Below are 24,978 nucleotides of genomic sequence, written 5' to 3'. Positions count from 1 at the left end.
GGTTCCCTCTCCCTAGCCTTCTGGCCAGGGGAGAGGATGAATGAAAATCGAACCATCGGGCCAAGCTTGCGGTGCGACGGTGCACGGGATTGATCTGGCTGGCGAATTGTCGGCTGAGATCCTGGCGGACATCCACGAGGCATGGCTTGCGCATAAGGTGCTCGCCTTTGCTGGACAGAAAATGGACGACGATGCGCTCGAGCGCTTCAGTCTTGCTATCGGCGAATTCGGCGATGATCCCTTCTTCGATCCCATCGAGGGGCGCAAGAATATCGCTGCCATCCAGCGCGAGGCCGATGAAACTTCACCGCTGTTTGCCGAACAATGGCATTCCGATTGGAGCTTTATGCCAGAGCCGCCGAAAGCAACCTGCCTGATGGCGGTGGAAATCCCACCGATTGGCGGCGACACGATGTTTTGTGATCAAGGGGCGGCCTTTGCCGCCATGCCCGAGGAGCGCAAGGACGAACTACGCCAAATCCGGGCAATCCATTCGGCACGGCGCGGCTATGCACCAGATGGCCTATATGGAGACAACGACAAGGGCCGCTCCATGGCGATCAAGCCCGGTGAAGCGGCTCTGGCAACCCATAACCATCCTCTGATCAAGCCGCATCCTGAAACGGGCGAAGAGGTTCTTTTCTTCTCAATCAGTTACACAATCGGGTTCGAGGGTCACTCCGATGAGGACGCGATGACGCTTCTCATAGACCTGCATCAATGGTGCGAGCAGGAGTGTTTCCATTACCGCCACAAATGGGAGCCTGACATGCTGGTCATGTGGGACAACCGCTGCCTCAATCACAAGGCGACTGGCGGTTACGAAGGCTATCGGCGCGAGCTTCATCGCACCACAATTGCGGCCTAACGAACTGGCGTTTCCCCGCGCAGCGACTGAACCACGCCCGTTGCAATCATGAGCTGCCCTGCAAAATACAGCGGCCAGACGAGCAGATCTGGCAAGTCGCCAAGATCGAATGGCCCCATGCGGCTGAAGATCAGCCAATCGCTAACCACAAACAACAGCGCGCCGATCCCCACCCGGTAGCGGGGAAAACGGCTGGTCCACGCAGTTGCCGCCATAGCGCCCAGTGTGATGGCATAGACGCCGATCAAAGGGTCATTCGAAAGCACATAGGAAAAGGCTGGCACCATGACGAGGAGTGCAAGGCCCAACAAGCGCTGGCTCAAACTCGCTCCATTCCGGCGATTGCGCATGTAGAGGACGATTGCTGCCACATGCGAGACTGCAAAGAGCGCCCCGCCCGCCTCGAACCATAATTCCAACGCCATGTCCGCCAGGGCAGAGAGTGCGAGCGCTATCGTAAGAATGGTGCCATCCACGCCAGGCGCACGGCGCAGCGCATAAATTGCCAGAAACCCGACCCCCATCCCTTTGATGGCAATCTCAATCGGTTCGACCTTGATTGAGCCTTGGAGAAAATAATAAGCGACCGCCGCGATAACGCCAGCAAGCAGCCATGGCCGGTGGTCAACAAGCGCGCGTCTTGGCATTTTGGCTCTCAATTCCTCTTCTTGGCTTGAAGGTGCGGTAGCACGGGGCTACTTCGCGAGCCATGAAAACAACCCAAACTACCCACGATGTCCACATTATCGGTGGCGGCCTCGCCGGCTCTGAAGCGGCGTGGCAGCTCGCCAATCGCGGTGTCAAAGTGCGACTGTCCGAGATGCGCGGTTCGGGCGAAATGACGCCTGCGCACCAGACCGACGGTCTTGCTGAGCTTGTGTGTTCGAACAGCTTTCGTTCTGACGATGACACCAAAAACGCCGTGGGACTGCTTCACCACGAAATGCGCGAACTCGATTCCATTGTCATGCGCGCAGGCGAAGTGGCCCGTGTGCCTGCTGGGAGCGCCATGGCGGTCGACCGCGATGTGTTTTCCTCTGAGGTTGAAAAGGCGCTCAAAGAACACCCCAATGTCGAGGTCGTGCGCGAGCGGGTGGACCAGCTTCCCGAGGCGGGCCTTACCATAGTCGCGACCGGTCCGCTTACCGCGCAATCTTTGGCCGAAAGCATTATCGGGACGACGGGTCAGGAACGGCTCGCCTTTTTCGATGCGATCGCTCCCATCGTCCATCGCGACAGCATTGATATGTCGAAGTGCTGGATACAGTCGCGCTGGAACAAGACCACCGAAGCGTCCAACGAGGATGGCGATTACATCAATTGTCCGATGACCAAAGAGCAGTACGAAAGTTTCGTGCGCGGCCTCATCGAAGGCGACAAGGGCGAATTCAAGGATTGGGAAAAGGACACGCCTTATTTCGACGGCTGCATGCCGATCGAAGTGATGGCCGAGCGCGGGATTGAGACGCTTCGATATGGTCCGATGAAAGGCGTGGGGCTCGACAATCCCTTCGACCGCACCGAAGAACATCCGCAGGGGCGCTGGCCCTACGCAGTGGTGCAGCTTCGTCAGGACAACAAGCTTGGCACGCTGTGGAATATGGTCGGTTTCCAGACCAAGCTCAAATACGGCGCTCAGGTGGAGCTTTTCCGGACCATCCCCGGTCTTGAGAATGCCGAATTCGCGCGGCTGGGCGGTCTCCACCGCAACACCTTTCTGAATTCGCCAGAAGTTCTCGATCGGCAGCTACGCTTGAAAGCGGCCCCTCACATCCGGTTCGCCGGACAGGTAACAGGATGCGAGGGCTATGTCGAAAGCTCTGCAATCGGCCTTGTCGCTGGCATGATGACCGCGTGCGAACTTGCTGGTGAAGAGTGGAAACCTCTTCCCCCTTCCACCGCGATGGGTGCGCTTTTGAGCCACATAACCGGCGATGCCGATGCTGCAACCTTCCAGCCAATGAATGTGAACTTCGGCCTCTTCCCGCCGCTTCACGAGGTGAAAAAGAAGCAACGCAAGGAAGCGTACACTTCCCGCGCCAAAGCTGACCTCGCGCAGTGGATTACCGAAACGCGCCAGGTCGAACCTGCCTAGCACCGGCACGCAGGTTTGCGTGTGCGCTTTGGCGCTGAGGTTGCAAATTCTGCCTGCGTCAATTCTGCATTTCCGTCTTCGTCCATTTCGGCGAAGCGATCAGAAGTGCGCACCGCCCATTCTTCAAAGGTCAGCAGATTGTTGCCGTCCTTATCGAGTTTTCGGAAAGCGTTGGCCCGTGTCGAAAGCATTTCGTTGCGGGTGATTTTGCGGTCGCGATTGCGATCATAGCGAAAAAAGCGGCGTTCTTCGCGGGTGAGCTCGGACGCTTCTGGAGGCGCAGGACCAACCATGTCACCGGGATCTGTCTCGGGAAGACTATCGGGATCGACTTCAGCACTCTCTTCAGGTTCTGGCGGCGGCGGGGCCAATTCTTCGACCTGCGCACGGCCTTGCCACCAGAACACGCCAACACCAGCAAAGATGAGGCCCAAGAACACTCCAAGCACTGTTTGACGCATACCGATCTCCTTTACTGGATCTCGATGGGATAATACCTTGTCTTTTCGCTAGAAGATAGTCGCTCTGAGTGCCGCGAGCGAAGCGCCCCGCCCTTCCATTAAGGGTCGCCCACCCCGTTTGAGTGCGCGGTGTGCCAATGCTCCGAGAAGATGGAGCCCTTTGTCAGGTTTGGACAAGCGATCCATTATAGGATCAAATCGCAGGCCAAAGTCCACAAACATAGCCCTCTCGTCCTCATCGCTGACATTTGCAGCAAGGTCTGCGCAGACCCACCACCAGGCAGGTTTGGCGTAGTTTTCCTGCTTGTTGTCGCTGCTGGCATATTTGCCATAGGCCGCCATCAGCACGTCGCGACGCGCCATGAGAAATGCAATCGCATCCTCCTCGCCAAGGGGTGGTTCGGCAAACAGCCTTTCCCATCCATCCACCAGTTTGATCAGATCAACCTCTCGACCGGCCCAGTGCACCCCGATCGCATCCAGTACCACGTCTCCGTTCGGGCGCTCGGCAATCGGTTTCGCCAGCGTTTCGCGCCACCACGCGAGCCGCATTTGACCCAGCATCACCTCATTTGTCCCACCGACAATCCGGCCCAAACGCGCATCAAGCTCAAAGAATATCCTTAACGAAGCCCGATACGTCGGCTGCGCATGGGCAAGTGCGAGATCGATCTCGGCAGGCAGGTTTTCTTGAGAGGAAGGGGACATAAAGCAGGCTTCTAGGGCGGCGAGGTGACGATTTGTCAACCTGATCTTGGCAAAGGTCGAGGTTGGAAATTGAAGTTAAAGGCAGGGGGGCAATGAAACTTTCTGTTAACCAGAAAGCTTTGGAATCCGCTTACCCGCGGTGGGTTATACCTGTGTCCAATAGCTTAAATTGCGTGCGGATTGCACGTGAAAGACAACCTTGAGGACAAAGTACCATGGGTAAATCGCTGATACCGACTGGCACGTTTCTCCAGCGCATCGCGCACGACACGACCGCGAACACGCTCGCTATCTCTGCTGCAGCAATGCTGCCGCTAATGGCGATGGTCGGAGGCGGCGTCGATGCGAGCCGCTATTACATGACGGAATCGCGCCTCCAGGCAGCGTGCGATGCAGGCGCTCTTGCCGCGCGGCGCGCCATGGATGACAACGATTTTACCAACGAGCACAAAACCGTTGGCCTCAACTTCTTTGACAACAACTACAAAGAAGGGACCTTCGGGCTCGAAAACCTTGAACGCGATTTTGTCGGGACAGACGATGGCGAAGTGAACGGAACAGCGACCGGCACTCTTCCAGCATCGATCATGGGCGCGTTCGGTTACAAAACCTTCCCGGTCGAGGTAGAGTGTCAGGCCGATATCAACATCGCGAACACCGACATCGTGCTCGTACTCGATACCACCGGGTCAATGGACGGTCAGCCTATCCAGGATCTGCGCGATGCGACCATGTCATTCTATGACGTGATCGAAGAGGCTACATCCGATGCTGCGCAGGTGCGCTACGGCATTGTCCCCTATTCCTCGCAGGTGAATGTCGGTCACCTTCTGCAAGCTGGCTGGATGAAAACCAACCATACCTATCAATCGCGCGAGACAATTCGCACTTCTGGTACGCCAACTACCGAAAGTATCGACGTTGTGCGCACAGGTGATGCGACAAATTTCCAGAACCTGCCGAACCAGCAATACTACAGCGAAGTGCTCGCGACCTATAACGATTGTGTGGATATTGCCTTCACCAACGAACCGGGCAACAACGAATACATCTCGCACGATCCAGAAGGGTTGACCCTCGTTTCGCAAGAAACCAACGGATCACGGACAGTTTCGGTTTACGAAGGCTTCGCCAAGTACCTGAACCTCAATTTTGCAAGCGGGACGTGGTTTGGTTCGACTTCATCAACCAACCGCGAATGCCGGCTGTATTTCAACCGCCAGTCTTACGACGCCTGGTCGACAATCACGATCATCGAAGATGCCCCATATGAGTGGGATTGGGAATACAAGCCCGTTTCCTATAACGTCGGAAATGTCATTTCGAACGGCTATCTTGATGCCGATACGGGCGATGACATGGAGATTGAACGGCACAACTGGAATGGTTGTATCGAAGAAGCGCAAACGGTGAACACGAGCGTCTGGAACCCGGTTCCAGCAGGCGCATACGATATCGACATTGACCTTGTGCCAAGTTCGGAAGCCGAACGTTGGGCGCCCATGCTGCCCACACTGGTTCGCCCTCGCTATACCGACGGAAGCAACCGTTACAGCGAGTCAAACTACATTTACGGCAACATGCGCTCCGAAGAGGACAAGCAGCCGATCTGGACGACTTGCCCCAAGCCAGTGCGTCAATTGGACAAGATGCCTGATCGGACCGAACTTGTAGACTACCTGAAAGCGAGCGAGGGCTTTGTCGCCGACGGCGCGACCTACCACGACATTGGAATGGTGTGGGGTGGCCGCATGATTTCGCCAGATGGCATCTTCTCCTCGCGCAACCAGACCGGTGCAAACGGTCAGTCCATCTCGCGCCACATCGTCTTCATGACCGACGGCGTGATGTTCGGAAACAATCGCGTGTATTCGCCCTATGGCTACGAGTGGTGGGACCGCCGCGTCACCGACGATGGCGACCAAGACGACAACACCGCCATTCACGCAGAACGCTTCCAGGCCGCCTGCCGCGCAGTGCGCAACAAGAACATCACCCTGTGGGTGGTCGCCTTTGGCACGGCGCTTTCGCAAAACCTGATCGATTGTGCGACGCCGGGCCGCGCCATGCGCGCTGCCGATGGTGACGAGCTTGACGCCAAGTTCCGCGAGATCGCTGAGAAGATCGCAGACCTGAGGTTGACCAAGTAATGGCTATCACGAAAGCACAAGGCTTGAAGCGCGACACAGACGGCGCGGCATTAACGGAGTTCGCTCTGGTCGCGCCGGTCCTGATCCTGCTCATCATGGGCATTTTTGACATGGCCCACTCCAGCTACACCAACTCGCTTATGAGCGGTGCCATTCAAAAAGCTGCGCGCGACCTCACCTTGGAAACCGGCGTGGTCAAGCAGGATGACATTGATGATGCTGTGATTGCACAGGTTCGCAATGTCGTGCCCGCAACTGCAGAAATCGAACTTATTAAGCTCTCGCACTTCGAATTCGAGGATATCGGTCAGCCTGAAGAATACACCGATACCAACGGCAACGGAAAATGCGACGCTGGCGAGCCTTACATCGATTACAACAACAACGGTCAATACGATACGAACCGCGGTGCTGAAGGCATCGGCGGGGCAAAGGACGCGGTGCTTTACACCGTCAACGTCAGCTACGACCGGCTTTTGCCGATGGCCTATCTGGCGGGCCTTTCCGAAACCATCAATCTGAGCGCCTCGACCGTTCTTCGCAACCAACCTTACGCCGAACAGGTCAAGAGTGTATCACAAGGGAATTGCGCGTGAGCATGATCAAAGCCCCCAAATTCTCGCGTCTGCGAAATGCAGCCAAGAAACTGCGCACCCTCGCGCGCGACAATTCCGCCATCGCGCTTACCGAATTCGCCTTCGCAGCGCCGATCACTCTCAGCATGGGAATGCTTGGCACTGAGACTGCCTATTTCGCGATCTCGCATATGCAGATGAGCCAGATTGCCATGCAGGTCGCCGATAACGCGAGCCGCGTGGGTGACAGCGCTCTGGCAGCGCAGGTCGTGACAGAACAGGATATCAACGGCACTTTCGTCGGCGCAGAACGGCTCGGCGAAAGCTATGATATCTTCGAGAATGGCCGCATCATCATTTCAAGCCTGCAGGTCAACGACGATGGCGGGCAATGGATCGCGTGGCAGCGGTGTCGCGGGGCGAAGATGAAGGATTCCAAATATGGGTCCGAGGGAACAGGCGCCAATGGCAATGGTTTCAAGGGCATGGGTGAACCGACGAAACCGGTGACCGCCAGCGATGGTACAGCGGTGATCTTCGTTGAGCTTTACTACACCTACGACCACATCACGCCGTTTGAACTTTTCGGCGAGAAAGAGTTTCAATACGAAGCTGCATTCAACATTCGCGATGTGCGCGATTTGAGCGGTTTGCAGCAGACCAACCCGGTAAGCCCGGTGGCGCGGTGCAATCAATACACCAAGGACCTCAATTAACCGGTCAAATCTTGGCGAAAAGTCAAAAGGGGAGAGTGGCGGTGGCCACCCTCCCCTTTTTTCTTACTTATAGCAGACCTTTTTGACGGCCTCGACGATACGCGGCGCGTCGATCAATGCAAGCTTCTCAAGGTTGGCGGCATAAGGCAAAGGCACGTCCTCATTGCAGACCCGCGTGACCGGCGCATCGAGATCGTCGAAACCCTCGTCCATGCAAATCGCGACGATTTCGGACGCGATAGAGCATGTCGGCCAACCTTCCTCAGCAATTACCAGGCGATTGGTCTTGGCAAGGCTTTTGAGCACGGTCTCCTTATCCAGCGGGCGAAGCGTGCGCAGATCAATGACTTCTGCGTCTATTCCTTCTTCCGCCAAAGTCTCGGCCGCTTCGAGCGCAAGTCCCACGCCGATCGAGTAGGAAACGATGGTCGCATCCTTACCCTCGCGCATTATCCGCGCCTTGCCGATAGGAAGCACGTGATCATCGAGGTCAGGAACGTCAAAGCTGCGCCCGTAAACAAGCTCGTTCTCAAGGAAGACTACAGGATCCTCGGAACGGATCGCCGCCTTCATCAGCCCCTTCGCATCGGAGGCATCGTAAGGCGCAATAACGATGAGACCCGGAACGCTTGCATACCATGGACCATAGTTTTGCGAGTGCTGCGCGCCCACACGGCTCGCCGCGCCATTGGGGCCACGGAACACGATGGGACAGCGCATCTGCCCGCCGGACATATAATTGGTCTTGGCCGCCGAGTTGATGATGTGGTCAATCGCCTGCATGGCGAAGTTGAAGGTCATGAACTCGACAATAGGACGAAGCCCGCCCATCGCAGCACCTGCGCCGATGCCAGCAAAGCCATACTCGGTGATCGGGGTGTCGATAACCCTCTTGGGACCAAACTCATCGAGCAGCCCCTGGGTAACCTTATACGCGCCCTGATATTCCGCGACTTCCTCGCCCATGACAAATACGCGAGGGTCGGCGCGCATCTCTTCGGCCATCCCATCGCGAAGTGCTTCGCGAACGGTAGTGGAGGTGAAGCTGGTGCCTTCAGGGATCGCAGGATCATTCGCCCGTGCCGCAGCCTTGGGCGGTGCGTCGGCAGTAGAGGCTTCTGGCGCAGGCGTCGGTGTCGGAGCAGGCGCCGGTGTTGGTGTTGGTGTCGGGGTGGGAGAGGCCTCGGCGCCCTCGCCTTCCATATGGGCGATCACCGTGCCGACAGCGACATTTTCGGTGCCTTCCTCGACAAGGATCTTGGACAGGACACCTTCATCGATGGCTTCAAATTCCATCGTCGCCTTGTCGGTTTCAATCTCGGCAATGATATCGCCGGGCTCGATCGTGTCGCCTTCTGCCTTCAGCCATCGGGCAAGCGTGCCTTCTTCCATCGTGGGCGAAAGCGCGGGCATTTTGAGTTCGATAGCCATTAGTAGTTCTCCACCAGAACATCGGTGTAGAGCTCAGATGGCGCTGGCTCGGGAGAGCTTTCCGAGAAGTCAGCGGCTTCGGTCACGATCTTACGGATGTCCTTATCGATAGCCTTGAGGTCGGCCTCATCATGGCCTTTCTCAATCAGCGTGCGTTTAAGCCGCTCAATCGGATCATGCTTCTCGCGTTGTTCCTGCACTTCGTCGCGGGTGCGGTATTTGGCTGGGTCAGACATGGAGTGGCCGCGATAGCGATAGGTGTTCAACTCCATCAAAACAGGTCCCTTGCCCTCGCGCACGTGTTTGAACGCGACTTCGGCGGCGGCACGCACCTCAAGGACGTCCATGCCGTTCACATCCATGCCCGGAATGCGGAAAGCCGTGCCGCGGCGGTGGAAGCGGGTCTCAGCCGACGAGCGCGAACTCGATGTTCCCATTGCGTATTGGTTATCCTCGACCACGAATACGATCGGCAGTTTCCAGAGCGCCGCCATATTGAAAGTCTCGTAGACCTGGCCCTGGTTCGCAGCGCCATCACCGAAATATGCAAGGCAAAGCCCACCATCCTCATTGTATTGGTGCGCAAGAGCGAGGCCGCCGCCAAGAGCCACTTGAGCGCCCACGATACCGTGGCCACCGTAGAATTTGTGCTCGGTCGAGAACATGTGCATCGACCCGCCCTTGCCCTTGGAAATACCAGCTTCACGGCCGGTCAGCTCTGCCATGATGACCTTTGGATCAATACCATAGGCAAGCATGTGGCCGTGGTCGCGGTAGCCGGTAATCACACTATCCGTGTCGTTGTCGAGCGCCGATTGAAGGCCGATCGCGACCGCTTCCTGACCGATATACAAGTGACAGAAGCCGCCAATCAGCCCAAGACCGTAGAGCTGGCCCGCCTTCTCTTCAAACCGCCGGATAAGAAGCATCTGCTTGTAGAACTCAAGCATTTGATCATCATTCGCAGCGAAGCTCTTGTTCTTCTCGAACTCTTCCTGAAGCGAGTGAAGGATGAAATCTGTATCATCCGAAGGCGCTGGCGATGCCGGCGCTTTCTTGGGTGCGGCTTTTTTTGCGGCGGGCTTTTTGGCCAAAGTATTATCCCTTCTCACTTGCGGTCGATTTTCACAGTGGTGCCAAAATCGCCGTCTCACCACCGATATAGGCAGGGCGCTAAGGGTTCCGCAACGTCAAGCGCAATGCATAGGTATTAAATTACCAATTTGGTAAAAAGTCTTGAACTGGACAACCAATTAAGCGCGAAATGGTCAGTCTTCCAAGGTCACGACGATTTCATCCGGGTGAAGCACACCAAGATCCTTGCGCACCAGTTCGCCTACAAGATCCGGATCGGCGCCATTGGGGTCGAGCAATTCGACGCGGTTCTTCAATGCGTCGCGCTTTTCGGTGAGCGCGGTAATGCGCGCTTCGCGTTCAGCGAGAACTTCGGAATTTTCAGCCCATGCAAGAAGGCCCGTGGGCCCCGCGATTGCGCCAACGGTAAGCACCACAAGCAAAACAAGCGCAAGGCTTTGCTTCACGTGTTCTTGTGGTTGTCTGCGCATGGGTATCCCTGTCCTTCTATCCTCACAGAATCACAGTTAACGCCCCCATGCAAGCGAAATGCGAATGAGCGTCGAGATTTCGCGCCAAATTGGTAAAAATGCCTAATAAGAGCGAGGCAAACCCAGCACGTGTTCTGCCAAATAGGACAGGATTAGATTGGTTGAAATCGGGGCGACGGTATAGAGCCGCGCCTCACGAAATTTGCGTTCAACGTCGTATTCTTCTGCAAAACCAAATCCGCCGAAGGTTTGAACGCACATGTCAGCAGCAGCCCAGCTCGCCTCGGACGCGAGAAGTTTGGCCATATTGGCCTCTGCGCCGGGATTTCCGCCTTCGTCATAGGCTCGCGCCGCGTGATGCACCATCAGTTCAGCGGCGCACACCTGCGCATAGCTTCGCGCAATTGGAAACTGTACGCCCTGGTTTTGACCGATGGGCCGGGAGAAGACTGTGCGGTCGCTGGCATAGGTGCGCGCTTGCTCGATGAACCACTTCGCATCGCCAATGCACTCCGCCGCGATCAGAATGCGCTCCGCGTTCATGCCTGAAAGGATGTAGCGAAAGCCCTTACCCTCTTCCCCCACAAGACTGCTTGCCGGAATATGCAGATCGTCGAAAAATACCTCGCACGATGAATGGTTCATCATGGTGCGAATGGGTTTGACGCTCATACCGTTCTTGAGCGCATCCTGCATATCGACAAGAAAGATCGATAAGCCTTCGGTTTTCTTTGCGACATCCTCGCGAGGGGTGGTTCTTGCAAGCAACAGCATGAGGTCGGAATGTTCGGCTCTGCTGGTCCAGATCTTCTGGCCTGAAACGATGTAATGATCGCCTTCACGCACCGCCCGTGTCTTTAAGCTGAGCGTATCTGTACCACTGGTGGGTTCTGAAACGCCAAATGCCTGCAATCGCAGTGCACCTTTGGCGATGCGCGGCAAATACTGCGCCTTCTGTTCCTCGGACCCATACCGCAGAAGCGTATTCATGATGTACATTTGCGCGTGAGCCGAACTGCCGTTGCACCCGCTCGCCTGAATTTCCTCCATGATGACACAGGCCGCATCAAGGCTGAGCCCGCTACCGCCGTATTCGGTCGGAATAAGCGCAGCAAGAAAGCCAGCCTTGGTCAAAGCATCGACAAATTCGCCCGGATATTCGCGCGCTGCATCCTTTTCGCGCCAGTACTCGCCCGGAAAACCATCACACAATGCTCTTACCGAGCGGCGGATTTCGGCGAGCTCTTCGCTCTCTTGGGACATTCCTGATCCTCTCTCTCTCGGGTGTTTTGCGCGCCTTATCAGGAGGCTCGCTGCAAATTTCAAACACAATCGGTTGTTTCATGCTACCTATCTCTCCATTGAAACGGGAGACCACCATCATGAAAGTTCTTCAGGCTGACCTTTCGCGCTTCGCAAGCATTCCCGATTATCCTTTCGCGGAGAACTGGTTAGAGATCGATCTTGGCAGCGGGCATAAGGGCCGGATGCACTATGTGGACGAGGGGCCAAAGGACGCGCCTGCCGTGCTGCTTTTTCATGGCGAGCCCAGTTGGAGCTTTCTCTATCGAAAGATGATCCCGATCCTGCTCGATGCCGGTTTCCGTTGCCTTGCGCCGGATCTCATCGGCTTTGGCAAAAGCGATAAGCCAGACGACATCAGCTTCTACACATATGACCGCCACATCTATTGGCTCTCGCAATGGCGCGATGTGATCGTGCCGGGGGATGCGGGCCTGTTCTGTCAGGATTGGGGCGGGCTCCTGGGGCTACGGCTTGTCGGCGAACAGCCAGACCGCTTTCAATATGTCGTTGCTTCCAACACATTCCTGCCCACCGGCGGCACGCCCTCGCCTGCTTTCCTTGCATGGCGCGAATTTGCAAAGAGTTCGCCCGAGTTCAAAATCGGTGAATTGCTCCAGCGCGCCACCGCCACCGAGCGCAGCACCGATGAAATTGCAGCCTACGACGCGCCCTTTCCGGATGAACCCAGCAAGGCCGGCGCACGCGCTTTTCCTGCGCTGGTGCCTGTCGAGGACGGTATGCAAGGCATCGCGCAGAACAAGGTCGCTTGGCAGGGCCTCGCCAGCTTTGGCAAACCGTTCCTCACGCTGTTTGGTGAAGATGATCCGGTCACAGGCGGACTTGCGCAGCCGCTTATTGACAGTATTGCCGGTGCCAAAGGTCAACCTCACGGCATGCTCTCGGCCTGCGGGCATTTTTGTCAGGAAGACAGACCGAAGGAGCTCGCAAAAGGCGTGATTGATATGGCTAAGAAAGCAGGTGTGATCTGAACGCTTCCATCACGCCCGAGCCTGCCAAGGAACAATCGGCGCAATCGCTCGGCTATCTCACCAAGGGTCAGGAGTATGCGTTGGCCGTGACAGTCGCGATTGTCACGGCCAATGCCTATTACATCCACCCGATTGTAGGTGAGGTCGCCGATAGTTTCGGCGTAAGCGATGCTCAGATCGGGATTGTCCCGGCACTGAACCAGCTCGCGCTCGTGTTTGGCATTCTCCTGCTTCTTCCCTTGGGCGATCGCTATTCGAACAAGACACTCAGTCTTGTGTTCGTGGGCGCGCAGAGCGTGTTCATGCTTGGCATGGCTCTGGCTGAAAGCTTTGCGCTTTTCACGCTCGCCTCGACGCTTCTGGGTTTTGTCACCATCGCGCCCTATCTCATCCCCACCTTTGCCTCGAAACGTGTCGCGCCAGAACGGCTGGGACAGGTGATGGCGCTACTGACGGTGGGCGTAATCTTCGGCATTCTGGTCGCGCGCGTTGGCGCTGGCATTGTCGCGGAAACTTTCGGATGGCGCGCTGTCTATTGGTGCGCAGTCGTCCTCATGGCTGGGATTACAGTGTGTTTGCCCGTTGCCATGCGAAGCGAAGGTAAAGTGAACAAGGGGCCAAGGAGCAGCTACATCGCGCTCATCCTGTCCGTCTTTACCATTGCCCGATCCAATCGGGATATGGTTATCGGAGGCGTTATCCAGGCGCTCAACTTCGCAAGCTTCATCGCAATCTGGCTTGGCCTTGCGCTTTATCTGACCGGCGATGACATGGGCTACGGGGTCGACACGGTCGGCTATCTTGCGGGCATTGCCATTGTCAGCATCTTCGTCACGCCGCGGCTGGGAAAGCTCGCAGACAAAATCGGCCCGCGCCGGGCGCGAATGATTGCCGCGATTGCGCAGTGCGCTGGCATTGCGCTGCTCTATCCGCTTGGCGGATCGGTGTGGCAGATCATCGTACCCCTCTTTATCATCAACGCGGTCGGCCCCACGATCGATGTAACGGGGCGCATGACCTTCCTCACCGAAGAGCCAGAAATCCGCACACGGCTAACCACATCCTATATCATGCTGATGTTCGTGGGCGGTGCCTTGGGCAGCATATTGGGAACGAGCGTGTATGATTGGGCCGGATGGGCCGGAACATGTGCACTGATGGCGCTTGTTTCGATCAGTGTCCTCGCCCTGTCGATCTATTCCTATCGCTCCTCGGCTGAACGCATCTAGGTGCAAACACTAGGTAACAGTCCCTAGGCATTCGCTAGTGTATCTTAGGCCGGCGAGGTCTAAACAAAGTGAAGAGGCCGCTAAGGATCATACCGAGGGCGGGAGGCTGGCTCCCACTTTTCCGGTTCCATCCGAGTGATCTCATAGCCACCCCGGCCTGATCGTGAGACGGGCCGTTATTAAAAGGGCGCTACGGCACTTTTTCCGAACAGCCTGCTGTTCACGGAATTGCCGAGCGCCCTTTTTTCAAGGCGCCGCTAATTATCCGAAATAGACACACCCTCGCCGTCTTGACGCTGGTCCGCCTCAATATGTCGTTCATCGGTTTCACCTTGCGGTTGAGCCGCGCGAAAGAGCTTTTGATCCATCAATGTTCATCGGCAGGTCGGGGCTTCTTCCTTGAAGGGGAGATAATGAGAGCCTAGCCATCGGACGTAAGGGGCTACGCGGTTCAAGCTGGCTGTCTTGGTTAAACTCTCGCAGGGGACGCCTCCTGCGACACGGGGGTTATATGTCGCTTCAAAAATTCTTCGTAACGCTAACGGCGGTCCTTGGGCTCGCCTTTTCTGGTCTTGGCACTTCCGCTTTTGCGCAAGACGACAGCGACAAACCGGCTTTGTCGAGCGGCACCTTTGAAGCCTTCAAACTTCGCGGAATTGGTCCTGCATTCATGTCGGGCCGCATCGCGGACATCGCCATTGTGCCCGACGAACCGGCTACCTGGTACGTCGCGGTGGGCTCTGGCGGCGTTTGGAAAACGGAGAATGCGGGAACCACCTGGACCAGTCTGTTCGATGGTCAAGGTTCCTATTCCATCGGCTCGCTCGCGCTTGACCCCAGTGACCCGAGCCGCATCTGGGTTGGCACCGGTGAAAACCACGGCGGGCGTCACCTTGCCTATGGCGACGGAATTTATCTTTCTGAAGACGGCGGTAAAAGCTGGAAGAATATGGGGCTAAAAGGGTCCGAGCGGATCGGCAAGATCATCGTTCACCCTGAAGATTCGAACACCGTCTGGGTCGCGGCGCAAGGTCCGGTCTGGAGCCCCGGCGGCGAGCGAGGCGTTTACAAGACCACCGACGGCGGTGAAACTTGGAATCTCGTTCTTTCTTCGGACAACGAATACACCGGGTCAGGCGATCTCATCATCGACCCGCGCAACCCTGACCGCCTTTATGCGACCACCTGGCAACGCCATCGCACGATCGCTGCATATGTCGGCGGCGGACCGGAAAGTGGCATCTGGCGCTCGGAAGACGGTGGAGAAACCTGGTCTGAGCTTAAAACCGGGCTTCCCCAAGGCAATATGGGCAAGATCGGCCTCGCCATTTCTCCCATGCGGCCCGACATCGTTTACGCAGCGATTGAAACCGACCGTCGCGAAGGCGGTATCTGGCGTTCGGCCGACCGCGGGTCCAGCTGGACCAAGATGTCCGACACCGTGTCGGGCGGCACGGGGCCGCACTATTACCAAGAGCTCTATGCAAGCCCGCACCACTTCGACCGCATTTACCTGATGTCGAACACCTCGCAGATTTCGAACGACGGTGGCAAGACATTCAGCGGCCTCAACAACGATCTGAAACACGTGGACGACCATGCACTTGCCTTCCGGCCGGATGATCCCGACTACGTGCTGTTTGGCTCCGATGGTGGTCTTTATGAAAGCTATGACCACACCAAAACCTGGCGCTTCATCAACAACCTGCCGATCACGCAGTTCTACAAAGTAGCGGTCGATGACGCTGAGCCGTTCTACTTCGTTTATGGCGGGACACAGGACAACAATTCGCAAGGCGGTCCGTCGCGGACCGACAACCGTCACGGCATCCGCAACGACGACTGGTTCATCACGCTGTTTGCTGACGGGCACCAGTCCGCGACCGAGCCGGGCAACCCCGACATCATGTATGCGCAATGGCAGCAGGGTAATCTGGCCCGCGTCGACCGCATCACTGGCGAAATTGTCCACATCCAACCGCAAGCCGCGCCCGGCGAACCGATTGCCCGTTTCAACTGGGATGCGCCCATTCTGGTGAGCGCGCACCAGCCTACGCGCATTTACCACGCCTCGCAGCGTTTGTGGCGTTCGGATGATCGCGGGGATAGCTGGCGGGCAATTTCACCCGACCTCACCCGCAACGAAAACCGCCTGCGCCTGCCTGTTCAGGGCCGTCAGTGGAGCTGGGATGCAGGCTGGGACCTGCTGGCCATGGGACAATACAACACGATTGCGAACATTGGTGAAAGCCCGCTGGATGAAAACCTTCTGTATGTCGGGACTGACGATGGCCTGATCCAGGTGACCGAAGATGGCGGCGCGAACTGGCGCCGGATCGAAGTCGGCTCGCTTCCGGGGGTCCCATCGACCGCCTACGTCAACGACATCCGCGCTGATCTTTTCGATGTGAACACTGTCTATGTCGCGCTCGACAATCACAAATATGGTGACTTCAAGCCGTACCTTTTGAAGAGCACGAACCGTGGCCGCACGTGGACCTCGATCAAGAGCAATATCCCTGATCGCCACCTCGTCTGGCGCATCGTTCAGGATCACGAAAACCCGAACCTGCTTTTCACTGCGACCGAATTTGCACTGTTCTTCAGCCTCGATGGCGGTCAGAAGTGGGTCAGGATGACTGGCGATGCTCCGACGATTGCGTTCCGCGATGTGACGATCCAACGCCGCGAAGATGATCTTGTTGCAGCCAGCTTTGGCCGTGGCTTCTTCATCGTCGATGATATCTCGCCCTTGCGCGAAATTAACGAAGCGAGCCTTTCCCAAGAGGCGATGCTCTTCCCGGGCCGCAAAGCGTGGTGGTACATCGAACAGCACCCGCTCGCCTTCGACGAGGGTGGCAGTCAGGGCCACGGCTATTTCCGGGCGCCCAACCCGCCATTTGGTGCAAACTTCACCTATTATCTCTCAGACGACGTTCAATCTCTGAAAGATATGCGCCAAGCGCGGGAAAAACCCGTTGCCGAGCGAGGCGGCGATACGCCACTGCCAGACTTTGACAGCCTGACTGCCGAGCTTTTGGAAGAAGAGCCTTCGATCTATCTCACCGTGCGCGATATGGATGGCAATGTGGTGCGCCGTATCAAGGGTCCGGCCAAGAAAGGCTTCCACCGCGTCAATTGGGACCTTCGATACCCCAGCCAATCGGCTGTGACGCGTATGCCACGTCCAAATTCGGACGGCAGCGGCTTCCTTGCAAGCCCCGGTCAATACACCGTCTCGCTTTCGAAGCGGGTGCGCGGTGTCACAACCGAGCTTGTGGGGCCAAAGCCGTTCATGGTGGAACGGCTTCGCGAGGGTGCTCTTCCGGCACAGCCCGATGCGGCAGACTTCTGGGCAGAGGTTGCTGCCTTCGACCGCAAGGTGACAGCTTTTGCGAACACGCTTGATGAAACTCAGAAACGCATCGATCTGATGCAAGTCGCGGTCGAGCGGGCTGGCGGCGATCCGACCGCACTCGACAACCGCCTTGCAGCAATCCGCAATGAGGCGAATGCACTCAATGGTCTTCTTAATGGCAATCAGGCACGCGAAGTCATTGGGGAGCGCACGCAGCCAACCGTTCGCAGCCGTCTGGGTATGGTGATGATGGGTCTTGGCGCATCGACCTATGGCCCGACACAATCGCACCGCGACCAGTTCGGCTACGCTCAGGCAGAATTTACCGACATTCAAAGCCGTCTGCGCACGCTCACCGAAAGCACCATTCCTGGCTTTGAGGTCGAGCTTGAAGCTGCTGGTGCCCCCTGGGTTGCGGGCAGCGCGCTTCCCCAATAACCTGCGATCGAAAAGAAAAGATGCTGGGGGCTTGTCTTCGGGCGGCCCCCGCTTCAGTTGAGAGACAATGAACGCAAAACGCTTGTTTCGTCAGGTCCATTACTGGCTCTCTGTCGCTGTATTCATCCCTGCGGCCATCATGTTTGTGGCTGGCGGGTTCCTCATGCTCAAAAAAGAGGTTGAGTGGATCCAACCCGGCACCGAAAGAGGCGCCGTTGAGGATACAATCCCCACCATCTCGTATGAGCAAATGGTCGATGCGGCGAGCCAGCACCCTGAAGCCGGCATTCAGGACTGGACCGACATCGACCGGATCGACCTGCGCGTGGACCGAGGAATTGCAAAACTTCGCGCCAATTCAGGCTGGGAGGTTCAGGTCGACACCGCGACAGCCGAGGTGCTCAAAGTTGCCTACCGCCGTTCCGACACAATTGAGGCAATTCACGATGGGTCGTGGTTCGCCGACTGGGTGAAGCTTTACGTTTTTCTGCCGGTTGGCGTCATCCTCATCATTATGTGGGGAACCGGGGCGTACCTCTTCTTGTTGCCATATCTAGCGAAATCGAAAAAGAAGCGGACCAAGAAGGCCGCATCGAAACCCGTCACAAACTAGGGGCCATTCCATGAGAACTCTCGCCGCCGCCGCTTCCCTTATTGCGTTGATTGCTTCGCCTGTTGCCGCAGAAACGCAAAAACCTGTCGAAGAACAAATCGGTGCAGGCGGCAGGCCTGTAGGGGCCAATTGGTCGCGCAGTCCGGTCTATGCCGAAAACGGCATGGCAGCGACCGCCCATCCGCTGGCGACGCAAATCGCACTCCAGATCCTTCGTGAAGGCGGCAATGCCGTGGACGCCGCGATCGCAGCGAACGCAGCACTCGGCCTCATGGAGCCGACTGGCAACGGCATTGGCGGTGATCTGTTCGCGATCATCTACGATCCAAAAACTGGCGAACTTCACGGCCTCAATGGCTCGGGCCGTTCCCCTTCGGGTCAAACCCTCGATGACCTGCTTGAAAAACTGGATGGCGCCGATGCCCTGCCACCAGTGGGCCCCCTGCCCGTCACCATTCCCGGCACAGTCGATGGCTGGTTCGCCATGCACGAACGCTTCGGCTCCATGCCGATGAATGATGTATTGGCGCCAACGGTCGCGTATGCGCGCGGCGGCCATCCCGTTGCGCCGGTGATCGCGATGTATTTCGACCGTAGCCTGCGCGCTTACGAAAACCGGCTTGAGAGCTTCCCGTTCGAATTCGAAAATGCGCGCGCAACCTATTTTGCCAACGGCGCGCCCGAAGCTGGTGACCTTTTCAAAAACCCTGATCTTGCCAACACGCTCGAGACAATCGGGCGCGAGGGGCGCAATGCCTTTTACGAAGGTGACCTGGCCAAGGTCATGGTGGATTATCTTCAACGTCAGGGTTCTGCCTACACGATGGAAGATTTCGCCAATCACACCAGCGAATGGGTGGATGTGGGCTGCGCTGAATACCGCGATGGTTATGAGCTATGCGAGCTTCCGCCAAACGGCCAAGGCTTTGCAGCTTTGCAGATGGTCAACATTCTGAAGAATGTGGACCTTCGCCAATGGGAACGTGGCAGCCCGGAGGTGATCCATTACATCACCGAAGCCAAGCGCCTAGCCTATGCCGATGTCGCGCGATTCTATGCCGATCCCGATTTCTCCGCCTTGCCAGAAGAATTGCTAAGCGAAGAATATGGAAAAGAACGCTTTGCACTGATCGACCCAGAGAAAGCGACGCCGGTCTTTGCCCCCGGCGAGCCCAAGCTTGAGGGCGAAGGAGACACCACATATCTCACCGTCACCGACAAAAACGGAATGATGGTGAGCCTCATCCAATCTAACTATCGCGGCATGGGCGGCGGTCTGGTGCCCGATGGCCTCGGCTTCATGTTCCAGGACCGCGGCGAACTTTTCAGCCTCGATCCTGAGCACCCTAACGCATACGAGCCTTCGAAGCGCCCGTTCCACACGATCATTCCGGCGTTCGTGAAGAAAGACGGAGAGCCCTTCATGACGCTTGGTTTGATGGGCGGAGGAATGCAGCCGCAAGGGCACGTGCAAGTGCTTGTCAACATGGTCGATTTCGGCATGAACATCCAGGAAGCAGGCGATGCTGCGCGCATCAATCACGATGGCGGACGGCAACCCACCGACAGCCTCGACGGGCCGATTGACGATGATCTGGGTACATTGAATGTGGAACCCGGTATTCCGGCCGAAACCATCGAAACCTTGCGCTCGATGGGTCACAATGTCCGCGTGGTTTCCGACGGCATCATGTTCGGCGGTTATCAGGCGATTATGCGCGATGCGGAAACCGGCGTCTATGCCGGCGCAACCGAGATGCGCAAGGACGGTCAAGCGAGCGGCTACTGATCCCGAAGGGCCGGAAGGGCGACTGGCGGGGGCAGCTTGCCTGCCCGTCTAGCGCGGATGCGCACCCGAATGGGCGTGCGTAAAAAGTGACGCTTGGTGACCCCGGCGTGATTCGAACACGCGGCCCCCAGATTAGGAATCTGGTGCTCTATCCGGCTGAGCTACGGGGCCAATCCAAGCGGCCACTGCCATAGCAGCGTGTGCGCGGTGATCAATTGGGCTTTGTTCAATTAAGCTTATCAGGTGGAGCCACAGGAAAGGGAAGCGGCGCGACGGGCACGCCTTCCTCGGCGAGTTCTTTGGCTTCCTCTAGGCTCGCCTGCCCATGAATGGGGGCCTCGTCGCGCTCTCCATAGTGCATTTCGCGCGCCTCCTTGACGAAGTTCTTGCCCACATAGGTGCTGTTTTCCAGAGCCTTGGCCTGCGCTTTGGCCAGCGCTTCCATCGCCTTTTGCACCTCTGCTGGAGGCGGCGCGTTGGTCACAGCTTTTCCCTCGCCGGGGGCTGACTGCTGCTCAGGTCGCGATGCGAGCGCACGGTCCGGCTTGCTGTTGCCCTTTGCAGGAACAGCAGGCGCCATGGGAGCCTTGCTCACTGCATCAGTGGCACATTCCGGACAGGTGACGAGCCCACGTGTCTTTTGCTCTTCGTAATCGGAAGATGATTTAAACCACCCCTCAAATCGGTGGCCGTGCTCACAATGGAGGTCAAAGACAATCATTACGGTTTGCTAGTTGGGAATTTTGCGACGATTGGCAAGGCTTGGGACCTGCGCACGAACTTCGGTGATGCGGCCAAGGTCTATGTCGCAAAAGGCAAGGCCAGGTTGATCACCGCCCATGTCCAACAGCACCTCGCCCCAAGGGTCAACGACGAGTGAATGACCATAAGTTTCGCGCCCGTCTTCGTGCTTGCCCACTTGGGCAGCGGCGATCACGAAAGCGCTTGCCTCAATCGCACGCGCTCGAAGGAGGACATGCCAATGTGCTTTGCCCGTGGGCCTGGTGAAGGCCGCAGGAATGGCGATGGCGTCGCACTTTCTTTGGCCAAGCGTTTCGAACAAGGCCGGAAACCGCATGTCATAACAGATAGTCAGGCCCAACCTGCCGACGGGCGTATCCTCGAGTGTGACCACTTCATCACCCGCTTGATACGCACTGCTCTCGCGCCACGTTTCGCCGGTTGAAAGCTCAACATCAAACATGTGGATCTTATCGTAGGTGACCGGAGGCGCGCCCGATGCAGATAGATAAAAGGTGCGATTGGCGTACTTGTCGTCGCTCCCAGCGACGGGCGCTGAACCCATGCAAATGTCGATTTCGAGATCTGATGCCAATTGGGCCAAGCGTTCTATCAATTCGCTCGGACGTTCGCTGGTAATCCATTGTCCGGCACGCTTGCGATTGCGATCCAGCAAGAGCGCCATTTCCGGGGTAAAAAGCACCTTGGCACCCTCGCCCGCAGCCTCACCAGCAGCCGCTGCAATAGTGTCGAAATTTGCCTCGGCATCTATCCCCGAAGTCATCTGAAGGACTGCGATTTTCGGCATCAGCGCGTTGCCTTACCCCGCCAGAAGCGCGTCGAGTTGGCCCGTTTCTTCAAGCGCTGCAAGATCGTCTGAACCGCCTACGTGCGTGTCACCAATGAATATCTGCGGTACGGTGCGAGCCGTCGGCGCACGCTCCATCATTTCGTCGCGCTTCTCGCCGCCCATCGTGATGTCAAATTCGTTGTAAGCCGCGCCCTTTTTGTCGAGCAAATGCTTGGCGCGCACGCAAAATGGGCATGCGAATTTGGTGTAAATATCGATCGTTGGAGCTGTCATGTTTCAATCCCGTTTTTATGCCTCAAGAACCTCTTGAAAGCCATTTTTCGAGAACCTAACTAATGCGTGTCGCCGCATTTCGCCAGTCTTGGGAAATGGCATCGGCGACAATCCCAAGCAGGCGCTGCACGTCGCAGGTCTGCGAATTGAAACCAAATTGCTCAAAGAAGAGGATTTGCATTTATGTCACGTCTTGATTTTACCCCCTATCGTCGCAGCACCGTCGGCTTTGACCGCCTGTTTGACATGCTCGAAAACCAGGCGCGCGCGAGCTCCGGGGACAATTATCCGCCATTCAATATCGCTCGGCAAAGCGAAGACAGCTATCGCATCACACTTGCGGTCGCTGGATTCCGTACGCAGGACATCGAAATTACTGCGCAGGCCAATTTGCTGACCGTTCAGGGTCGCAAACGCGAAGACGCCGACGAAGGCGCCGAAATGCTGCACGTTGGCATTGCGAATCGCGGCTTTGAACGCCGTTTCGAACTTGCCGATTACGTGCGCGTTGAAAACGCAGCGCTCGCCGATGGTCTCCTTGTGATCGACCTCGTGCGTGAAATTCCGGAGGCCATGAAGCCTAAGAAAATCGCTGTGAACGCGACACCCACTTTGAGCGCGGTGCCGAGCGAAGACGCACCGTCAAGCGAAGAAGGTGAAGCGAACGCTGCCTAACCGGTGTCGCTCATTGCGGTTATCCAACCCGAGGGTGACCGGAAACTATCAACAATCCCAAGTCGTTATCTTGCGATAAAGAACGGGGGCGGCTCATAAAGAGTCGCCCCCTGCGACATATGTCGCCCCAAACCAAAATCGACCGACCGGGTCGCAGTAGACGGCCAACTCTGGTCTGAGCTCTTGGTAGCGTTGCGTAAGGCAATTTCTTGATCTGTTCGCACCGCTCAACATCTCGGCAGCTTGAACATGGCACAATATCTGTGCACGCCGCGTTAATTACCCCTAGAAATAAGGGGGTACATTCGAGCTCTTGGTATTTGCGTAAAGCGCAAATCAGCACTCGCGCAAGGCCAAACTGCTGCACTTGTAAAAATGCGACAAGTATTTGACGGGTATGAAGAAAATTCACCCTGCACTGTCATGGTAATGACAGCAACCCTCACCCCAAGCGGGTGAAACTTGCGATCAAACGCTGTATTTCGCGCGCGTTAAACGAGCCGCGATTGCTCAAGCGCTGCCGCGATAAAGCCTGCAAACAACGGGTGTGGGTCAAACGGCTTTGATTTAAGCTCGGGATGGAATTGGACGCCGACGAACCAAGGGTGATCGGGCCGTTCAACTATTTCCGGCAAAAGCCCATCAGGCGACATCCCTGAAAACACCAGACCGCCTTCTTCGAGAGGCTCGATATAGCCGCTGTTCACCTCATAACGGTGGCGGTGGCGCTCTGAGATCGTCTCGGCCCCGCCATAAATCCGCGAAGTGTGGCTGTTCGCGCCAAGCTTTGCTTCGTAAGCGCCAAGGCGCATGGTCCCGCCAAGGTCCCCGCCCTCTTCGCGGCTTTGCAGCCCTTCTTCGGTCATCCATTCGGTGATGATGCCCACGACTGGCTCTTTGGTTTCGCCAAATTCGGTTGAAGAGGCGTCCGCAATGCCCACCGAACGCGCGCCCTCGATACAGGCCATCTGCATCCCGAGGCAGATGCCGAAGAAGGGGACCTTGCGCTCTCTTGCAAAGCGGACAGATGCGATCTTGCCCTCGCTGCCGCGTTCACCAAAGCCGCCGGGCACGAGGATACCGTGCATCGGTTCAAGCGCAGAGACGATATCGCCGTCATCTTCGCCTTCGAAGATTTCGGCATCGATCCACTTGATGTTGACCTTCACACGGTTCGCCAGCCCGCCGTGGACAAGCGCTTCATTGAGGCTCTTGTAAGCGTCTGGAAGGCCGACGTATTTGCCAACCACGCCGATGGTGACTTCGCCTTCCGGGTTGAAGTAGCGGTCGGTAACGTCGTTCCAGGCGGACAAATCGGGCGCAGGTGCATCGGTGATGCCAAAGCCCCGCAGGACTTCTGCATCGAGCCCTTCTTCGTGATATTGCAGCGGAACTGAATAAATCGAAGGCGCATCCAGAGCGGGGATCACCGCTTCCTTGCGCACATTACAGAAATTCGCGATTTTCTGACGCTCACCATCGGGGATCGGGTGCTCTGCACGGCACAAAAGCACATCTGGCTTGATCCCGAGCGATGCGAGTTCGCGGACCGAGTGCTGCGTCGGCTTCGTTTTCAGCTCACCGGCAGCGGCAATATAGGGCACAAGCGTCACGTGAACGCTTAAGGTCTGAAACGGCTCAAGCTCGTTCCGGATCTGGCGGATCGCTTCCATGAAAGGCAGCGACTCGATGTCGCCCACCGTCCCGCCGATCTCGCACAGGATGAAATCGTGATCGTCCTGATCGGCGAGCGCAAATTCTTTGATGGCGTCGGTCACATGCGGAACAACCTGCACGGTCGCGCCAAGATAATCACCGCGGCGTTCTTTCGCGATGATGTCGCGGTAAACGCGGCCAGATGTGATGTTGTCGCTCTGACGCGCAGAGACGCCCGTGAAGCGTTCGTAATGGCCCAGATCGAGGTCGGTTTCAGCGCCGTCGTCGGTCACATAGACCTCGCCGTGCTGATACGGGCTCATCGTGCCCGGATCGACGTTCAGATAGGGATCGAACTTGCGGATGCGGACCTTATACCCGCGCGACTGAAGGAGGGCAGCAAGACTTGCCGCCATGAGACCTTTGCCGAGCGAGGAGACCACGCCGCCGGTGATAAAAATGTACCGCGCCATGGGAGTTGAGCCTTAAGCGTTGAGTGCGATTCTTGGCAAGCGAATTGGCGCGAGAAAAC

22 protein-coding genes and 1 tRNA gene are annotated in these 24,978 nt (G+C 57.0%); 11 read left to right on the top strand and 12 right to left on the bottom strand.

Features of this window, described 5'->3' with window-relative positions; all coding sequences use genetic code 11:
- Positions 1-40: 40 nt before the first annotated feature.
- A complete protein-coding gene (locus tag MWU38_RS09075; protein WP_247271526.1) occupies positions 41-868 on the top strand; it encodes a TauD/TfdA family dioxygenase in 828 nt (275 codons plus the stop codon).
- Here the strand turns inward: MWU38_RS09075 and MWU38_RS09070 are convergent.
- Positions 865-1,515 carry a lysoplasmalogenase gene (locus tag MWU38_RS09070; RefSeq protein ID WP_247271525.1) on the bottom strand — a complete coding sequence of 217 codons (651 nt, stop codon included), beginning with the start codon at positions 1,513-1,515 and terminating at the stop codon, positions 865-867. The two genes, MWU38_RS09075 and MWU38_RS09070, sit on opposite strands and share 4 nt — an antisense overlap.
- A 62-nt stretch (positions 1,516-1,577) precedes the next feature.
- Here MWU38_RS09070 and trmFO point away from each other — a divergent pair, with 62 nt between their 5' ends.
- Complete coding sequence (gene trmFO / locus MWU38_RS09065) at positions 1,578-2,963, top strand: methylenetetrahydrofolate--tRNA-(uracil(54)-C(5))-methyltransferase (FADH(2)-oxidizing) TrmFO (RefSeq protein ID WP_247271524.1); 1,386 nt, start codon at positions 1,578-1,580, stop codon at positions 2,961-2,963.
- Here the strand turns inward: trmFO and MWU38_RS09060 are convergent.
- Together MWU38_RS09060 and MWU38_RS09055 are read right to left on the bottom strand one after the other, a co-directional pair.
- Entirely contained in the window at positions 2,960-3,424 is a 465-nt protein-coding gene (locus MWU38_RS09060) for an EF-hand domain-containing protein (protein WP_247271523.1), read from the bottom strand. The two genes, trmFO and MWU38_RS09060, sit on opposite strands and share 4 nt — an antisense overlap.
- Positions 3,425-3,472: 48 nt before the next feature.
- Positions 3,473-4,132 (bottom strand): hypothetical protein, encoded by a 660-nt coding sequence (locus MWU38_RS09055; RefSeq protein ID WP_247271522.1) that lies wholly within the window; start codon positions 4,130-4,132, stop codon positions 3,473-3,475.
- A 215-nt stretch (positions 4,133-4,347) separates the two neighbouring features.
- On the opposite strand from MWU38_RS09055, the gene MWU38_RS09050 reads away from it, so the two are divergent.
- The 3 genes from MWU38_RS09050 to MWU38_RS09040 are packed head-to-tail and all read left to right on the top strand — an operon-like array spanning position 4,348 to position 7,573.
- Complete coding sequence (locus MWU38_RS09050; protein ID WP_247271521.1) at positions 4,348-6,282, top strand: pilus assembly protein TadG-related protein; 1,935 nt, start codon at positions 4,348-4,350, stop codon at positions 6,280-6,282.
- On the top strand, positions 6,282-6,878 hold the full coding sequence (locus tag MWU38_RS09045) for a TadE/TadG family type IV pilus assembly protein (RefSeq protein WP_247271520.1): 597 nt from the start codon (positions 6,282-6,284) through the stop codon (positions 6,876-6,878). Before MWU38_RS09050 ends, MWU38_RS09045 begins: the two co-directional genes overlap by 1 nt.
- A gap of 2 nt (positions 6,879-6,880) precedes the next feature.
- Positions 6,881-7,573, top strand: a complete 693-nt coding sequence (locus MWU38_RS09040; RefSeq protein ID WP_247271574.1) for a hypothetical protein — start codon at positions 6,881-6,883, stop codon at positions 7,571-7,573.
- Between the two features lie 63 nt (positions 7,574-7,636).
- Here MWU38_RS09040 and MWU38_RS09035 read toward each other — a convergent pair whose 3' ends face one another.
- The 4 genes from MWU38_RS09035 to MWU38_RS09020 all read right to left on the bottom strand — a co-directional run bounded on the left by MWU38_RS09035 (position 7,637) and on the right by MWU38_RS09020 (position 11,832).
- On the bottom strand, positions 7,637-9,004 hold the full coding sequence (locus MWU38_RS09035; RefSeq protein WP_247271519.1) for a pyruvate dehydrogenase complex E1 component subunit beta: 1,368 nt from the start codon (positions 9,002-9,004) through the stop codon (positions 7,637-7,639).
- Positions 9,004-10,098 carry a pyruvate dehydrogenase (acetyl-transferring) E1 component subunit alpha gene (gene pdhA, locus MWU38_RS09030; protein ID WP_247271518.1) on the bottom strand — a complete coding sequence of 365 codons (1,095 nt, stop codon included), beginning with the start codon at positions 10,096-10,098 and terminating at the stop codon, positions 9,004-9,006. Before pdhA ends, MWU38_RS09035 begins: the two co-directional genes overlap by 1 nt.
- Before the next feature lie 174 nt (positions 10,099-10,272).
- A complete protein-coding gene (locus MWU38_RS09025) occupies positions 10,273-10,569 on the bottom strand; it encodes a septum formation initiator family protein (protein ID WP_247271517.1) in 297 nt (98 codons plus the stop codon).
- A gap of 102 nt (positions 10,570-10,671) precedes the next feature.
- Positions 10,672-11,832 (bottom strand): acyl-CoA dehydrogenase family protein, encoded by a 1,161-nt coding sequence (locus MWU38_RS09020; RefSeq protein WP_247271516.1) that lies wholly within the window; start codon positions 11,830-11,832, stop codon positions 10,672-10,674.
- A gap of 119 nt (positions 11,833-11,951) precedes the next feature.
- Here MWU38_RS09020 and MWU38_RS09015 point away from each other — a divergent pair, with 119 nt between their 5' ends.
- From MWU38_RS09015 to ggt, 5 genes are all read left to right on the top strand, one after another.
- The gene (locus tag MWU38_RS09015) at positions 11,952-12,863 is read left to right on the top strand and encodes a haloalkane dehalogenase (RefSeq protein ID WP_247271515.1); all 912 of its coding nucleotides are present in this window, start codon (positions 11,952-11,954) and stop codon (positions 12,861-12,863) included.
- A gap of 86 nt (positions 12,864-12,949) precedes the next feature.
- Entirely contained in the window at positions 12,950-14,092 is a 1,143-nt protein-coding gene (locus MWU38_RS09010) for an MFS transporter (protein WP_247271573.1), read from the top strand.
- Between the two features lie 511 nt (positions 14,093-14,603).
- Positions 14,604-17,888: a glycosyl hydrolase gene (locus tag MWU38_RS09005; protein WP_247271514.1), complete on the top strand. Its 3,285-nt coding sequence runs from the start codon at positions 14,604-14,606 to the stop codon at positions 17,886-17,888.
- Between the two features lie 67 nt (positions 17,889-17,955).
- Positions 17,956-18,501 (top strand): PepSY-associated TM helix domain-containing protein, encoded by a 546-nt coding sequence (locus MWU38_RS09000; RefSeq protein WP_247271513.1) that lies wholly within the window; start codon positions 17,956-17,958, stop codon positions 18,499-18,501.
- A gap of 10 nt (positions 18,502-18,511) precedes the next feature.
- Positions 18,512-20,290 (top strand): gamma-glutamyltransferase, encoded by a 1,779-nt coding sequence (gene ggt, locus MWU38_RS08995; RefSeq protein ID WP_247271512.1) that lies wholly within the window; start codon positions 18,512-18,514, stop codon positions 20,288-20,290.
- Positions 20,291-20,384: 94 nt separating this feature from the next.
- Here ggt and MWU38_RS08990 read toward each other — a convergent pair.
- From MWU38_RS08990 to grxC, 4 genes are all read right to left on the bottom strand, one after another.
- Positions 20,385-20,461, bottom strand: a tRNA-Arg gene (locus MWU38_RS08990).
- Positions 20,462-20,516: 55 nt separating this feature from the next.
- The gene (locus MWU38_RS08985; protein WP_247271511.1) at positions 20,517-21,011 is read right to left on the bottom strand and encodes a DUF1178 family protein; all 495 of its coding nucleotides are present in this window, start codon (positions 21,009-21,011) and stop codon (positions 20,517-20,519) included.
- 9 nt (positions 21,012-21,020) lie between these two features.
- Positions 21,021-21,839, bottom strand: a complete 819-nt coding sequence (locus tag MWU38_RS08980; protein WP_247271510.1) for a carbon-nitrogen hydrolase family protein — start codon at positions 21,837-21,839, stop codon at positions 21,021-21,023.
- A gap of 12 nt (positions 21,840-21,851) precedes the next feature.
- Positions 21,852-22,115: a glutaredoxin 3 gene (gene grxC, locus MWU38_RS08975; protein WP_247271509.1), complete on the bottom strand. Its 264-nt coding sequence runs from the start codon at positions 22,113-22,115 to the stop codon at positions 21,852-21,854.
- A gap of 183 nt (positions 22,116-22,298) precedes the next feature.
- On the opposite strand from grxC, the gene MWU38_RS08970 reads away from it, so the two are divergent.
- A complete protein-coding gene (locus tag MWU38_RS08970) occupies positions 22,299-22,790 on the top strand; it encodes an Hsp20 family protein (protein ID WP_247271508.1) in 492 nt (163 codons plus the stop codon).
- Between the two features lie 491 nt (positions 22,791-23,281).
- Here the strand turns inward: MWU38_RS08970 and MWU38_RS08965 are convergent, their stop codons facing one another.
- Entirely contained in the window at positions 23,282-24,919 is a 1,638-nt protein-coding gene (locus MWU38_RS08965; RefSeq protein WP_247271507.1) for a CTP synthase, read from the bottom strand.
- Positions 24,920-24,978 lie beyond the last annotated feature (59 nt).

It is taken from the genome of Qipengyuania sp. S6317L1 (genome assembly GCF_023015615.1).
Taxonomy (GTDB): domain Bacteria; phylum Pseudomonadota; class Alphaproteobacteria; order Sphingomonadales; family Sphingomonadaceae; genus Erythrobacter.
This window is presented reverse-complemented; position numbering and strand designations above follow the sequence as displayed.